Origin of the sequence: Nitratireductor pacificus pht-3B, from assembly GCF_000300335.1 — a bacterium.
Taxonomy (GTDB): Bacteria; Pseudomonadota; Alphaproteobacteria; order Rhizobiales; family Rhizobiaceae; genus Nitratireductor; species Nitratireductor pacificus.
Genome location: NZ_AMRM01000004.1, coordinates 34,777 through 48,833 on the forward strand (window position 1 = coordinate 34,777; position 14,057 = coordinate 48,833).

At 67.2% G+C, this 14,057-nt stretch carries 16 protein-coding genes; 6 read left to right on the plus strand and 10 right to left on the minus strand.

Translation table 11 applies throughout. The features are described from left to right. Positions 1-45: 45 nt before the first annotated feature. Positions 46-1,035, plus strand: a complete 990-nt coding sequence (locus NA2_RS04410; RefSeq protein WP_008594630.1) for a carbon-nitrogen hydrolase family protein — start codon at positions 46-48, stop codon at positions 1,033-1,035. Positions 1,036-1,141: 106 nt separating this feature from the next. On the opposite strand, the gene queF is transcribed toward NA2_RS04410, so the two are convergent. From queF to NA2_RS04445, 7 genes are all read right to left on the minus strand, one after another. Continuing rightward, a complete protein-coding gene (gene queF, locus NA2_RS04415) occupies positions 1,142-1,609 on the minus strand; it encodes a preQ(1) synthase (protein ID WP_008594631.1) in 468 nt (155 codons plus the stop codon). A 16-nt stretch (positions 1,610-1,625) separates the two neighbouring features. Then, complete coding sequence (gene queE / locus NA2_RS04420; RefSeq protein ID WP_008594633.1) at positions 1,626-2,345, minus strand: 7-carboxy-7-deazaguanine synthase QueE; 720 nt, start codon at positions 2,343-2,345, stop codon at positions 1,626-1,628. Further along, entirely contained in the window at positions 2,342-2,698 is a 357-nt protein-coding gene (queD, locus tag NA2_RS04425) for a 6-carboxytetrahydropterin synthase QueD (RefSeq protein ID WP_008594635.1), read from the minus strand. Before queD ends, queE begins: the two co-directional genes overlap by 4 nt. After that, on the minus strand, positions 2,685-3,395 hold the full coding sequence (gene queC / locus NA2_RS04430; protein ID WP_008594636.1) for a 7-cyano-7-deazaguanine synthase QueC: 711 nt from the start codon (positions 3,393-3,395) through the stop codon (positions 2,685-2,687). The genes queD and queC overlap by 14 nt, the downstream gene beginning before the upstream one ends. Positions 3,396-3,548: 153 nt before the next feature. Continuing rightward, positions 3,549-4,646, minus strand: coding sequence for a M24 family metallopeptidase (locus NA2_RS04435; protein WP_008594639.1), 1,098 nt, complete (start codon positions 4,644-4,646; stop codon positions 3,549-3,551). Positions 4,647-4,722: 76 nt separating this feature from the next. Beyond that, positions 4,723-6,309, minus strand: a complete 1,587-nt coding sequence (locus NA2_RS04440; RefSeq protein WP_008594643.1) for an ABC transporter substrate-binding protein — start codon at positions 6,307-6,309, stop codon at positions 4,723-4,725. After that, on the minus strand, positions 6,306-7,004 hold the full coding sequence (locus NA2_RS04445; protein WP_008594645.1) for a helix-turn-helix domain-containing protein: 699 nt from the start codon (positions 7,002-7,004) through the stop codon (positions 6,306-6,308). The genes NA2_RS04440 and NA2_RS04445 overlap by 4 nt, the downstream gene beginning before the upstream one ends. A 230-nt stretch (positions 7,005-7,234) precedes the next feature. Here NA2_RS04445 and NA2_RS04450 point away from each other — a divergent pair, with 230 nt between their 5' ends. From NA2_RS04450 to NA2_RS04470, 5 genes are read left to right on the plus strand one after another with little or no spacing between them, the layout of a single operon-like run. Beyond that, positions 7,235-8,308 carry an ABC transporter permease gene (locus tag NA2_RS04450; RefSeq protein ID WP_008594647.1) on the plus strand — a complete coding sequence of 358 codons (1,074 nt, stop codon included), beginning with the start codon at positions 7,235-7,237 and terminating at the stop codon, positions 8,306-8,308. Next, entirely contained in the window at positions 8,305-9,210 is a 906-nt protein-coding gene (locus NA2_RS04455; RefSeq protein WP_008594650.1) for an ABC transporter permease, read from the plus strand. Before NA2_RS04450 ends, NA2_RS04455 begins: the two co-directional genes overlap by 4 nt. Continuing rightward, positions 9,207-10,052: an ABC transporter ATP-binding protein gene (locus NA2_RS04460; RefSeq protein WP_008594651.1), complete on the plus strand. Its 846-nt coding sequence runs from the start codon at positions 9,207-9,209 to the stop codon at positions 10,050-10,052. Before NA2_RS04455 ends, NA2_RS04460 begins: the two co-directional genes overlap by 4 nt. Further along, positions 10,049-10,801 carry an ABC transporter ATP-binding protein gene (locus NA2_RS04465; protein WP_008594653.1) on the plus strand — a complete coding sequence of 251 codons (753 nt, stop codon included), beginning with the start codon at positions 10,049-10,051 and terminating at the stop codon, positions 10,799-10,801. The genes NA2_RS04460 and NA2_RS04465 overlap by 4 nt, the downstream gene beginning before the upstream one ends. Before the next feature lie 14 nt (positions 10,802-10,815). Beyond that, positions 10,816-11,313, plus strand: coding sequence for a GAF domain-containing protein (locus tag NA2_RS04470; RefSeq protein ID WP_008594655.1), 498 nt, complete (start codon positions 10,816-10,818; stop codon positions 11,311-11,313). Positions 11,314-11,504: 191 nt separating this feature from the next. Here the strand turns inward: NA2_RS04470 and NA2_RS04475 are convergent, their stop codons facing one another. The 3 genes from NA2_RS04475 to NA2_RS04485 are packed head-to-tail and all read right to left on the minus strand — an operon-like array spanning position 11,505 to position 14,050. Further along, positions 11,505-12,314, minus strand: a complete 810-nt coding sequence (locus tag NA2_RS04475) for an IclR family transcriptional regulator (RefSeq protein ID WP_040676759.1) — start codon at positions 12,312-12,314, stop codon at positions 11,505-11,507. A gap of 34 nt (positions 12,315-12,348) precedes the next feature. Continuing rightward, complete coding sequence (locus tag NA2_RS04480; RefSeq protein ID WP_008594659.1) at positions 12,349-13,551, minus strand: aminotransferase class V-fold PLP-dependent enzyme; 1,203 nt, start codon at positions 13,549-13,551, stop codon at positions 12,349-12,351. Between the two features lie 4 nt (positions 13,552-13,555). Continuing rightward, positions 13,556-14,050, minus strand: coding sequence for a RidA family protein (locus NA2_RS04485; RefSeq protein WP_008594660.1), 495 nt, complete (start codon positions 14,048-14,050; stop codon positions 13,556-13,558). Positions 14,051-14,057 lie beyond the last annotated feature (7 nt).

The window sequence follows — 14,057 nt, forward strand, 5'->3', positions numbered from 1 at the left end:
AGCCGCTTGTTGCGCCCCTGCCGGATGGCTTGGGAGGAGGGACGAATGGACGTTGTTGTCGCGCCGCAAACGGGCACCATCAGCGAACGGGATGCACTGACCGTGGCGCTGGCGCAGATCGCGCCGGTCTGGCTGCGCCGCGCCGAAACGCTGGCGAGGGTGGAGGCCGCCGTCGAGGCTACCGCTGCGCAGGGCGCCCAGCTCGTCGTCTTCGGCGAGGCGCTGGTGCCGGGCTATCCCTTCTGGATCGAGCGCACCGACGGCGCGCGCTTCAACGATCCGCGGCAGAAGGCGATCTTCGCCGAGTATCTCGACCAGGGCGTGGTGATCGAACGCGGCGATCTTGCCGCGCTGTGCGGCCTCGCGCGCGACCATGCCATCGCCATCTATCTCGGCATCATGGAGCGGGCGCCCGACCGCAGCGGCGCCAGCCTCTACTGCACGCTGGTCTATATCGATGCCGAGGGCCGCATCGGCTCGGTGCACCGCAAGCTCCAGCCCACCTTCGAGGAGCGCCTCGCCTGGGCGCCGGGCGACGGGCACGGCCTGCGCGTCCACGATCTGCACCGCTTCCGCGTCGGCGGGCTGAACTGCTACGAGAACTGGATGCCGCTGTCGCGCGCCGCGCTCTACGCACAGGGCGAGGACCTGCATGTCAGTGTCTGGCCGGGCGGGCTGCACAACACCTGCGACATCCCGCTGTTCATCGCCAGGGAACTGCGCGGCTATGTGCTCGCCTGCTCCAGCCTGATGCGCCCGGAAGATTTTCCCGAGGACACGCCGCTGCGCTCCGAGATTTTGGCGGACGGGGCGGAGTTCTACGCCAATGGCGGCAGCACGATCGTCGGTCCCGACGGAAAATTCGTCGTCGAGCCGGTGGTCGGGCGGGAGGCGCTGGTGGTTGCCACGCTCGACCATGCCCGCGTGCGCGGCGAGCGGCAGAACTTCGATGTCGCCGGCCATTATTCGCGACCGGACATCACCCGCCTGGTGGTCGACCGGCGGCGTCAGGGCATCGCCGAATTCAGCGACTAGAGCAGTTCATCGTTCCATGAAAACGATGAACTGCTCTATCTCGTTGTTTTCCGCATTTATGCGGACGTCAGGTGATTCCACCCGACTGCAAAATGCTTTAGCGGCCTCAGCCGCGCCCGCGATAGGGCGGCACGCCCTGGTCGGGCAGCCACACGTCGCGCGGCGCCTCGCCGGTCTGGTAGAACACGTCGATTGGCATGCCGCCGCGCGGATACCAGTAGCCGCCGATGCGCAGCCATTCGGGTTCCAGGAGCGTTGCGAGCCGCCGGCCGATGCCGACGGTGCAGTCCTCGTGAAAGGCGCCGTGATTGCGGAAGGCGCCGAGATAGAGTTTCAGCGACTTGCTCTCCACCAGCCAGCCGCCCGGCACGTAGTCGATCACCAGATGGGCGAAATCGGGCTGGCCGGTCAGCGGGCACAGCGAGGTGAATTCCGGCGCGGTGAACCTGACCGCATAGCGCGCATCCGCCTGCGGATTGGCGACCCGCTCGAGTACGGCCTCTTCGGGCGATTGCGGCAGCTCGGTCTTGCCGCCGAGCAGGGTGAGCGTGTCGTACAGGGCATCTCTCGTCATCGAGGCCTCCATTGTCTCAGACGCCGCGCCTGTTGCCCCACAGGAGGACATGCAACTGCGGCAGGATGTGCGGGGTGAACCAGCGGTCGGCGGCGGCGCGTTTGACCAGCCAGCGCATGCGGTCGAGGACGCCATCCATGTCGATCGCCGCATCCTCCGCATCGGGCGGCGGCGGCGTGTGATTGCCGGGCTGCAGGTAGAGCGGCAGCGATGCATAGCGCTGCGCCACAAGGCGCGCCCAGGCGTAGTCATCGTCGTCGAACACCACGATCTTCAGAACGACCGCGGCATCGCGGGCGGCCGCGATGCATTCCTCGAAGCGCTGCCAGTCCATCGTCTCGCCGGAAGAGGGCGGTTTGGGGCTGAGTACGAGCGTGTCGAGCGCGGCGAACCATTCGCGCGGCACCGACCCCTGCGTCTCCATGGCGAAGCGATAGCCCTGCGCCCGGCCGGTGCGGACCAGCAAGCCGAAAGGCTGGATCGCCGGATTGCCGCCCGACAGGGAGACGGTGAGTGGCTGGCCGCCCGACAATGCGCGCACGCGCTCCCAGACCTCGGCGGTCTGCATCGGGATCCAGTCGTGCCGGTAGGCGTTGTCGACCGCGTGCAGGCTGTCGCACCACGAGCAGCGGAAGTCGCAGCCGCCGGCCCGAACGAACACGGTCGGCAGGCCGATCAGGGCGCCTTCGCCCTGGATCGTCGGGCCGAAGATCTCGGCGATGCGCAGCGTGCTCACGGGCGGTATTCCGCCCAGGTCTTCGGCGTCTCGCTGACCCGCACCGCCGACACCTCGCGCCAGCGCGCTTTGCACCAGTCGTAGAGCGCCCTGGCGAGAAACTCCGCCGTCACGCCGTCATGGCCGAACACCTCGTTCAGGTGGCGGTGGTCGAGCACCGTGTCGATATGCTGCTTCAGCGGGGCCAGCTCGCGGTAGTCGCGCACAAAACCCTGATTGTCGAGCTGCGCGCCGGCGAGCTCGACGACGACGATGTAGTTGTGCCCGTGCAGGCGGGCGCAGGGATGATCGTCGGGCAGGTTGGCGAGGCGGTGCGAGGCGGAGAAATGGAACTCCTTGCTAACCCGGTACATGGTTTGCCTTTCCCCGCGTCGCCGCGCGCCAGAAATCCGCGTCGTCATAGCCGGTCGGGTCAGCAACATCCGCCAGATGGAACGCCTCGCGCCGCTCGACGCAGGTGCCGCAGCGCCCGCAATGCCGCGCGCCGCCCTTGTAGCAGGACCAGGTCTCGGCGAAGGGCGTGCCGAGACGCGCGCCCTCGGCGACGATCTCCGCCTTGCTGCGATCGACGAACGGCGTGTAGAGCTCGATCCTGCCGAGGCCGTCGAGCGCCGCGTTCTGCATGGCCTGGAAAGCGTCGGTGAAGGCCGGGCGGCAATCGGGATAGATGAAGTGGTCGCCGCCGTGAAAGGCGGCGGCCACCGCGTCGGCCTTGCGCGCCGAGGCGATGCCGAAGGCGACCGTCAGCATGATGGCGTTGCGGTTGGGCACGACCGTGATGCGCATGGTCTCTTCGGCGTAGTGGCCGTCCGGCACGTCGATCTCGTCGGTCAGGGCCGAGCCGGCGAGATGCCTGCCGAAGGCGCTGATGTCGATGAGGTCGAAGGGTACGGAAAGCCGCTCCGCGGCGCGCCGCGCGCGGTTTAGTTCCGTGCGGTGCCTTTGGCCGTAGTCGAAGGAGATCAGGCCGACGAGCGTGTTCTCTCGCGCCACCTTGTCGGCAAGGGTAACGGAATCGAGTCCGCCGGAGCAGACGACGAGTGTCTTCATGGTGTGATCCTTGTTTTATTGACCGGGTAGGCTGCGACCGGTGCCGGGCGATGCCCGGCGGCTGAGGACCTATCAAACCTTCAGCCCAAAGAAAAGCGGCGATCGGGATTGCCCCCGGTCGCCGCCTTCATGCCTGGCGGAAAGAGAACCCGCCTATGTCCTGATCTGTGCCGTGCGCGGCATGTCGGACAGGATCTCCGGCCCGTCGGCGCGCAGGATGACGATCTCCTCCAGCCTGAGGCCGAACTTGCCCTGCAGGTAGATGCCGGGTTCGATGGAGAACACCATGCCCTCGTCCAGCACCGTCTCCGAGGTGGCCGTCAGATAGGGCGGCTCGTGGATGTCGATACCGAGCCCGTGGCCGGTGCGGTGGGTGAAATACGCACCATAGCCGGCCTCGACGATGACATCACGCGCCGCCTTGTCCACCGCCTTCGCCGCGACGCCGGGTCTCGCTGCCGCGAGGGCTGCCTCGACCGCCCGGTCGACCACGGCGTGCACCTTCCCGAATTCCTCTGAAGGAGCGCCGAAGAAGCCGACGCGGGTCATGTCGGAGGGGTATCCGGCGAGCCGCCCGCCCGTGTCGATCAGCACGGCGTCGCCTTCCTTCAGCCGGGTCTCGCCGGTGTGGTGATGCGGGAAGGCGCCGTTGCCGCCGAAGCAGACGCTGGTGAAGACCGGCACGGCGCCCGCCGCCTTGTAGACGTCGCGGATCGCGGCGGCGACCTCCAGCTCGCTGATCCCCGGCCGCAGCGCGTCGAACCCGGCCATGGCCGCCCTGTCGTTGAGCACGGCGCTTGCCTTAAGGCGCCTGTACTCGTCCTCGTCCTTGCGGGCGCGCAGATGGCCGACCGTGTCGTCGGTGAAGCGGCGCCTCGCGCCGGGCAGGGCGTCGAGCAGGAGCAGCGCGAAATCCGCGCGCATCGTCTCGTCGAGCACCACGCTCGGGCCTTCCGGCAGGCTGGAGGCCTTCAGAAGCGCGGCGAGCGCCTCGCCTGGCCCGTCATCGTCGCGCCAGGCGAAGAACGGCAGGCCCGTCTTCTGCCGTGAGCTGTCGACATTCAGCGCCGGCATGAGGAGGCCGGCATGATCGGCCGCCACGAGCAGCATCACCGGCCGTTCGTCGCCATGCGGGTCGAGGCCCGACATGTACATCATGTGGCTGGACGGACCGATCGCCACGAGATCGGTGCCGGTTTCGCGCATGCGCTCGCGCAGGGCTGCAAGGCGCTGGGCGGAAGTGTTGGACATCAGGAAACTCCCGGGAGATTGACCGATACGTGAAAAGGCCGCCCGGAGAGGGCGGCCTTGGGATGTTGGAGAAGCGTCAGTTCTTGGTCACGAGGCGGTAGTAGACGAAGTCCGACGTGGCGCCGTTGACATAGCCCTCGACCTTCTTGTCCATCGCCACCTGGTAGGTCGCCTGGAACATGATGACGATGGGCGACTTCGCCTGCACCTCCTTCTGCAATTCGACATAGATCGCGTTGCGCTTCTCGGGATCGGATTCAGAGAGCGCCGCCGAGGTCTTGTCGTTCATCTCGGCCGGTACGGCCCAGGCGTTCCGCCAGGTGGTGGTGGCCTGGTAGTTGCCGTCCGAATTGTCGCGGTTGTAGGCGAAGGCCTTGGCGTTGGAGTGCGGGTCCATGAAGTCGGGACCCCAGTAAAGCAGCATCGCCTGATGGCTGCGCTCGCGATACTTGGTGATGACCTGCGAGCCGGTGCCGGGGATGATGTCGAAGTTGATGCCGCCTTCGGCAAAGCCCGCCTGCAGCGACTGCGCCATGTCGGTGAACGGTGTCGAGTTGATCACGTCGAGCGTCACGTTGATCGGCGTCTCGATGCCCGCATCGGCCAGGATCTGCTTCGCCTTCTCCGGGTCGTAGGTGTAGGGCGTCTCGTCATAGGAGCCGGGGAAGCCCTTCGGCCAGAACGCCTGGTGGATTTCCATCTGCCCCTTCAGGAAGCTGTCGGTCATGCCCTTGTAGTTGACGAGATAGCGGGCGGCCTCCCAGACGGCTTCCGGCTGGAGCGCCTCGGTCTTCTGGTTGAAGGAGAGGAAGTGCACGGCCGCCTGCGGATAGGTCTCGACCTTGATGTTGTCGGCGGTGATGCCGCCGATCTGGTCCGGCGTCAGGTTGCGCGCCATGTCCACATCGCCCGACTGCAGCAGGAGCTGCTGCGTCGCGGCTTCGGCGACGTGACGGATGATGACGCCCTCGACCTTCGGCGCGCCCTTGAAATAGTCCTGGTTGGCGGTCAGGCGGACCAGCTCGCCCGGCCGGTAGGCCGACAGCGCAAAGGGGCCGGAGCCGGCGGAGTTGGCGTTGAGCCACTTGTTGCCCATGTCGCCATCGGCCTCGTGCTCCATCACCGTCTTCTCGTCGACGATGGAGGCGGGACGCGCGGCGAGGACGTTGAGCACGAAGGCCGGCGAGAAATCGCCCTCATACTTCAGGACCACCTTGTTGCCGTCGGCGGTGACCATGTCGGCGATATTCTCCGGCGTCCAGCCGAGCTGGGTCAGGATGAAGGCCGGCGTCAGGTTGAGCTTGATGACGCGCGAGAAGGAGAAGACCACGTCCTCGGCGCGCACCGGATTGCCCGAATGGAAGGTCGCGCCCTCGCGCATGGTGAAGGTGATCGTCTTGGCGTCGGCGTCCGCCTGCCACTCGGAGGCGAGGCCGGGCGCCAGCACGGTCGTGTCCTCGGCGTCGTACTGCACCAGGCGGTCATAGACGTTGGACACCAGCTCGCCAGACGAGAATTCGTAGGCCTGCGCCGGGTCGATGGCGACGATGTCGTCGATGTTCTGCGCCACGACGAGCAGGTTGTCCGGCGTCGCCGCCAGTGCCTGCTGCGACAGGGGCATCGCGAGTGCGGCCGCGAGCAGTGCCGTTTTGAAGAGCTTCATGTCTTCTCCTCCTTGGTTCTGGATGTGGATCCGGGTTTGCGCTTGCTGGATGGGCTTGCGGGCTTGCCGGCCTTGTCCCGCGAGACCAGCGTGATGTGGCTCGCCGGCTGCCCGGCTGCGTTGAACAGGGTCAGCGTGCCGGCCCACAGAAGGCGCGCCGGCGTGTCGTTCGGGTTTTTCCAGGCGTGCGGGGTGTTGCCGCGATAGTGCAGGCTGTCGCCTGCCTTCATCACCATTTCCTGGCCGTCGAGAGACTGGATGATCGATCCTTCGAGGATGTAGATCAGCTCCTCGCCCTCATGGCTCACCGTCTCCGAGACATAGCCGGGCGGCACGGTGAGGATGAATGAGGAGAGCTGGTTGCCGGGAAACTCCGTGCCGAGGCGCTCATAGATGAGGGATGAGCCGGCGATCGAGAAGCGCGGCCGCGCTTCCTCCCGGGTCAGCGCATCCTCGGCGCGGGGCTGCGCGACGAAATAGTCGAGGCCGACGCCGAGCGCCCGCGCAATCCCTGCGAGGGTGCCGAGCGTCGGGGTCGCGTTGTCGCGTTCCACCTGGCTGAGATAGCCGACCGACAGGTTCGCCGCGTCGCCCAACTGCTGCAGCGTCAACCCGAGCTGCCGCCGGCGCGCGCGGATGAGCACGCCGATACGGGTCTCGGGTTCTGCGCCGGCGCGTGCCGTCTGGCTGCTCAAAGATTATTCCCCCACAAAAATTTTTTTGATGTAATCAGATTTTTTTGTATGATCCAAGAACTATTTTGCGCGGCGCGGCGAAGCTCTAACGGCTTCCGGTTGGCCAAAGACGCATGAAAACAAGAACTTGGAGCAATGGGGCCGCGCGCGGCGACGACAGCTCCACCATTGCAGGGGCAGTCGGTTGAAAAGAACCATTGGCAAGACGGACGCATGCCGCGGGGTGCGGCATGGCGTTTGAACCCTCCGTTAACAAGAAAATCTCCGGCCCGGCGCTGATCGGGCGGGCGCGCGACAGCGCCTTGAGCCTTGCCTCCTTCGCCGTGGTTCTGGCCGGCACCTTCCTCGGCCTGCTCGCGATCACCTTCTTCATCGGTCGCGTCGTGCCGATCGACCCGGTTCTGTCCGTGGTGGGCGACCGGGCGACCAAGGAAGTCTACGAGGCGGCGCGGCAGGCCATGGGCCTCGACCGGCCGCTGATCGTGCAGTTCTTCTCCTATGTCGGCGACGTGCTGACCGGCGATCTCGGCAATTCGGTCTCCACCGGCAGGCCGGTCGTCGATGATCTGGCGCGCGTCTTTCCCGCGACGCTGGAAATGGCGACGATCGGCATCATCATCGGCGTCCTCCTCGGCGTGCCGATGGGCGTGCTGGCGGCGACGCGGCAGGGAAGCTGGATCGACCAGCTCATCCGCGTCCTCGGCCTCCTCGGCTATTCCGTCCCCGCCTTCTGGCTGGGCCTCGTCGGCCTCGCGGTCTTCTATGCCGGCCTCGGCTGGGTGGCTGGACCCGGGCGCGTCGACATCTTCTATGACGGTCTGCTCGAACCGGTCACCGGCCTCTACCTGATCGACAGCGCGCTCGCCGGCGAATGGGACATCTTCTGGAACGCCGCCGATCATCTGGCGCTGCCGGCCTCGATCCTCGGCTTCTTCTCGCTCGCCTACATCGCCCGCATGACGCGCTCCTTCATGCTCGACCAGCTCGGGCAGGAATACGTGACCACGGCGCGGGTGAAGGGCGTTTCCGAGCGGCGGGTGATCTGGCGGCACGCCTTCTATCCGATCCGCATCCAGCTGATCACCGTCATCGGCCTGTCCTATGCGGCGCTGCTCGAGGGTTCCGTGATGATCGAGACCGTGTTCTCCTGGCCGGGCATCGGCAACTACCTCACCACGGCGCTGCTCAACGCCGACATGAACGCCGTTCTCGGCGCGACGCTGGTGATCGGCGCCGTCTTCATCATGATCAACAAGGTCTCCGACGTGCTGTACCGCATCCTTGACCCGAGGGCCCGCCGATGACCGCGCTGCGCACCTGGCTTCTCGACGATTCCCCGGCCTCGCGCCTGCAGGCCAATCTCGGTCGCGCCTGGCGGGTCTGGAGCGCGCTGCTGCGCAATCCGCTCGCCGTGGTCGGCGGGCTGATCATCCTTGTGCTGGTCGTCATGGCGGTCTTCGCGCCGCTGATCGCCCCCTATTCGCCGATCGGGCAGGACCTCGCCAACCGCCTGACGCCGCCGTCGGCGGCGCACTGGATGGGCACGGACGAGCTGGGCCGCGACATCTATTCGCGCGTCGTCTACGGCGCGCGCATCACGCTCCTGATCGTCACCATGGTGGCGGTGATCGCGGCGCCCGTCGGCCTCGTCATCGGCGCCGTGTCGGGCTATTTCGGCGGCTGGACCGACCGCATCCTGATGGGCGTCACCGACATCTTCCTGTCGATGCCCAAGCTGATCCTGGCGCTGGCCTTCGTCGCAGCGCTCGGGCCGGGCATCGAGAACGCCATCATCGCCATCGCCATCACCGCATGGCCGGTCTATGCGCGCATCGCCCGGGCGGAGACCATCACCTTCCGCGATTCCGAGTTCATCGCGGCGGTCAGGCTGCAGGGCGCGTCGGCGGCGCGGGTCATCCTGCGCCACGTTCTGCCGCTCTGCGCCTCCTCGACCATCATCCGCGTGACGCTCGACATGGCCGGCATCATCCTGACGGCGGCCGGCCTCGGCTTTCTCGGCCTCGGCGCGCAGCCGCCCCTGCCCGAATGGGGCGCGATGATCGCGCGCGGGCGCAACTTCATCCTCGACCAGTGGTGGGTCGCCACCATGCCGGGCTTCGCCATCATCCTCGTCTCGCTCGGCTTCTGCTTCCTCGGCGACGGCCTGCGCGACGTTCTCGATCCCAAGCAGGGAGGCAAGCAATGAGCGTTCCGCTGCTCGACGTGGAAAACCTCACCGTGACCTTCCCGACCGCATCGGGGCCGGTCGACGTGGTGAAGGGCATCTCCTTCTCGCTGGGGCGCGAACGGCTCGGCATCGTCGGCGAATCGGGGTCCGGCAAGTCGATGACCGGCCGCGCCATCCTGAAGCTGATCCGCAAGCCGGGCCGCGTCACCGCCGACGAGATGGTGTTCGACGGCATCGACCTGACCGCGCAGAGCGAGAGGGACATGCGCCGGCTGCGCGGCGCGCGCATCTCGATGGTCATGCAGGACCCGAAATTCTCGCTCAACCCGGTGATGACGGTCGGCGAGCAGATCGCCGAGGCGCTGGTGACGCACAAGAAGCTGCCGCGCCGCGAACTGCGGGCGCGCGTGCTCTCCATGCTCGAGGCCGTGCGCATCAACGAGCCGGAACGCGTGGCGAAGCTCTATCCGCACGAGGTCTCGGGCGGCATGGGCCAGCGCATCATGATCGCCATGATGCTGATCCCCGAGCCGGACCTGCTGATCGCCGACGAGCCGACCTCGGCGCTCGACGTGTCCGTGCAGGCGCAGGTGCTCGACATCATCGACGACCTGGTCACCGGCAAGGGCATGGGGCTGATCCTGATCAGCCACGACCTCAACCTGGTCGCGCGCTACTGCGACCGCATCCTGGTGATGAACAGCGGCGAGATCGTCGAATCGTGCAAGGCCGGCGATCTGCACAATGCGACGCATCCCTACACGCGCGGGCTCATCGCCGCCATGCCGCGCATGGACGAGGACCGCGAGGAACTGCCGGTGCTCGACCACAGCGCCTGGACGACGGGAGCCGGCACATGACCCAGGCCGCGATCGAACTCGAGAACCTGTCCATCAGCTACGGCAAGACGCCCGTCGTGCATGACGTGACCTTCTCCGTGGCTGAGGGCGAGAGCTTTGCGCTGGTCGGCGAGAGCGGGTCGGGCAAGTCGACCATCCTGCGCGCCATCACAGGTCTCGCACCGGACTGGACCGGCCGGATCGCCGTCCTCGGCGCGCCGCGCGGCCATGCGCCGGACCGTGCCTTTGCCAAGACCTGCCAGATGGTGTTTCAGGATCCCTATGGCTCGATCCATCCGCGCAAGACGGTGGACGACTGCCTGGCCGAACCGCTGGCGGTGCACGGCATCGGTGGGCGCGACCAGCGCGTCAGGGACATGCTCGCCGCCGTCGGCCTCGACCAGCGTTTCCGCTTCCGCTTTCCGCATCAGCTTTCCGGCGGTCAGCGCCAGCGCGTGGCGATCGCCCGGGCGCTGATGCTGGAGCCGCGCGTGATGCTGCTCGACGAGCCGACCTCGGCGCTCGATGTCTCGGTGCAGGCGGAAATCCTCAACCTGCTCAAGAAGCTGCGCCGCGAGCAGGGGCTGACCTATCTGATGGTGACCCACAATCTGCCGGTGGTCTCCTTCCTCTGCGACCGGCTGGCGGTGATGCGCCATGGCCGCGTAGTGGAGATCGCCGACGCCGAGGCGCTGAAGACGGGACGCCTTGCCGATCCCTATTCGCGCGAACTCTACGCCGCCAGCGGCGGCACCCTGCAACCCGCCTGACCAGAGACAGCATCATGACCGACTTCACCGGCCCGCTGGCCGATTTCGACCGCGCGCTCTCGCTTGCCGCCACGCCCGACGCGCCCTTCGACGCGCTGCTCGAACTGACCCGCGCCGTGGTCGGCACAAAACTCTTCACCTTCATGACGGCGGACATGAAGACGGAGACGGCCAGCCGCTCCTACACCTCGCATCCGGTGGAATATCCCGTTTCCGGCACCAAGCCGATCCATTACGACCGCTGGTTCGACACGGTGCACAAGCGCCGCGAATGCTTCGTCGCCAACACGCTGGTCGACATCGACACGGTGTTTCCCGATGCGGAGCTGATCGGCCGGCTGGGCTGCGGCTCGGTCATCAACCTGCCGGTGGTGCTCGGCGACACGCTGGTCGGCACGGTCAACATGCTCGATGTCGAGCATCACTACACGCCCGAACGCGTGGCGCTGGCGAAGGCCTGGCTCTCAGTGCCGGCGAAGGCGGCTTATCTGGCGAGCCGCGCGCTGGGGTAGATTTTTCAGATCCTGGTTGGCGCTCGCCCCTCACCCTTACCCGACCGGGGTCGAGCCACGGGTCTCGACCCGTCCTTCGGACCCCCGCCTGCGGGGAGATGGGGGCGTCGGCGTTGCGGCCATCTTCCTTCTCCCCGTTTACGGGGAGAAGGTGCCGGCAGGCGGATGAGGCGCGCGCGCCACCCCGCTGCTCACCCGCGCCGGGACCAGCCGAGGCGTTCCTCGATGCGGCGGGCGCTTTGTTGCACCAGCGCTTTCAGATCCGGGTTCTTCTGCTCGACCTTGTGGTCCGGCACGACGATCGACACCGTGGCCCGGCAGGCGCCCTCGGCGTCCAGGATCGGCGCGGCGATGCAGGCGACTGAAAAGTCGGACTCGCCCGCCTGGATCGACAACCGTTCCTCGAACGCCGTGCGCGCCGCTTCCGATAGCGTGGCGACGTCGGTCTCCGCATTGCCGGTGGGCGACGGCCTCGCAGCGTGCGAAAGGATCGCCCGGCGTTCCTCGTCGGGCAGGTGGCCGATCAGCAGGCGGCCGGAGGCCGACCAGTTGAGCGGCGTGCGCGAGCCGACACGCGAGGAGACGTGGAAGTGATCCGGCCCGTCGACCATGGCGAGCACCACCATGTGGTCGCCGTCGCGGCCGCAGATCTGCACCGTCTCGCGCGAGCCGAGCGCCAGGTCGGTCATCTCCTGCGTGGCGGCCGAGATCAGGTCGAGCCGGCGCGCATAGGTGAGGCCGTAATGGTAGAGGCGCGGCCCGAACCACAGCGCCCCGTTCTCTTGCCGGTCGAGCAGTTCCTTGGTCACCATGTCCTCGACGATGCCGTAGACCGTCGACAGCGGCGCGCCGACGGCACGGGCGATCTCGTAGGCGGTGGCCGGCTGGTCGGAATCCTGCAGGAAATCGAGAATCTGCAGAATACGGTCGAGCGCGCTGGTGCGGGTGCGCTTCTGCGTCGTCTCTTCCGTCATCGTTTGTGCGTCCACGGTTCCATCCATCCGGCTTAAGGCTCTGGCTCTATAGCATTTGCGCTCAATCCGGCCAATTCAGAAGCCCGGCCTCGAGCCGCATGGCGCGTTCTGCGAAGGACGTCACGATGGGCCGCGGGGCGTCGGCGGCCTTGTCCAGCTCGCCGGCGATCCTTTCGGCGACGATGGCCTCCTCGTCGGGGTGCAGGTTGCACGGGTCGAGGAAGAAATAGCCATGCTCGGCCTCGTGGTCGCGCACGATGACCGGCCGGTCGCCCGAGGCCATCGCGTCTGCAAGGTCCCAGGCGGTAATGCGCGCCGCTTCCGGATCGATGTCGATGCGCAGCCGGTCGAGCGGATTGTTCGTCGGGTCCGGCGTGATGCGCGCGGTGACGCCCGGCCGTCCGGCAAGCGCCTTCACCCAGAGGTCGAGCGCCTTGCGCTCGCGGGCGCGGATACCGGCATGGTCGCGGTTCTCCCATGCCTCCAGCGCCGCGATGACGCCGGCGATGCCCTCCTTGCCGACCTTCATGCCGCGCCCGATGCCGCGGTTCTGAAGATAGGAGGCGCGGACCAGCGCCTTCGACCCGGCGATGATGCCGGTGGTCGGTCCGCCGAGGAATTTGTGGCCGGAGTAGAGGACGATGTCGGCGCCGGCGGCGATGAACATCCTGAGGTCGTATTCCGAGGCGGCGTCGACGATCACCGGCACACCCTTGGCATGCGCCGTGGCGATGAAGTTGGCGAGCGGGATCTGCCCGTACTCGACCACGTGATGCGAGACGACATAGACGGCGGCGGCGGTCTTCTCGGTGATCGCCCCGTCGAGCTGGTAGGCATGGGCGCTCGTCGCCTGCCCGACCGGCACGACCTTGGCGCCGGCGAGGCGGATCGCCTGCTCCACCGGCGCGCCGTAGCTGACCATGTGGCCCGCCTGGATGACCACCTCGTCCTTCAGGCCCGTCGCATCGGGGAGCCGCTCGATGGCGGCGAGATCCGCGCCCGTCATGGCGGCGGCGACCGCGAGCGTGATGCCCGCCGAACAGGAGGCGGTGATGCATCCGGCCTCGGCGCCCGTCAGCCGCGCGATGGTCCGGCTCGCCGTACGCTGCAGGTCCGACATCTCGGTCCACTGGCTGAGGACGGCGGCGACGGTCTCGATCGCCTGCGGCACGACGATGGACGCGCCGAGCGAGGTCATTGTGCCCGACACATTGATCGCCGGGCGCAGGCCGAGCCGGGCGCGGATGTCGTCGTTGGGGATCATGGGTTCAGTCCTCTATCGCGATGACGGCTTCGATCTCGACGGTGATCTGCCCCGGCAGGGAGCCGAAGCCGACGGCCGAGCGCGCATGCACGCCGCGCGCGCCGAAGACGTCGATGAACAGGTCCGAGCAGCCGTTCATGACGGCCGGATGCTCCGTGAACTCAGGCGTGGCGTTGACCATGCCGAGCAGTTTGACGATCCGCCTGACGCGCGCAAGGTCGCCCAGCGCATCGTGCATGACGGAGATGAGGTTGATGCCGGTCAGGCGCGCGTGGTCATAGGCGTCGGCCACCGACACGTCGCCGCCCACCTTGCCGGTGTGCTGGCGGCCGTCCGGTTCGGTCGGTCCCTGGCCGGACAGGAAGACGAGATTGCCCTCCCGCACATGCGTGACGAAATTGGCGATCGGCGTGGGCGGCGGCGGCAAAACGATGCCCAGCGCCTCGAGCCGGTCGTAGGGGGTCGTTTCCGGGCGTTTGGCCAGCTCGGAAAAACTCATGCGGAAA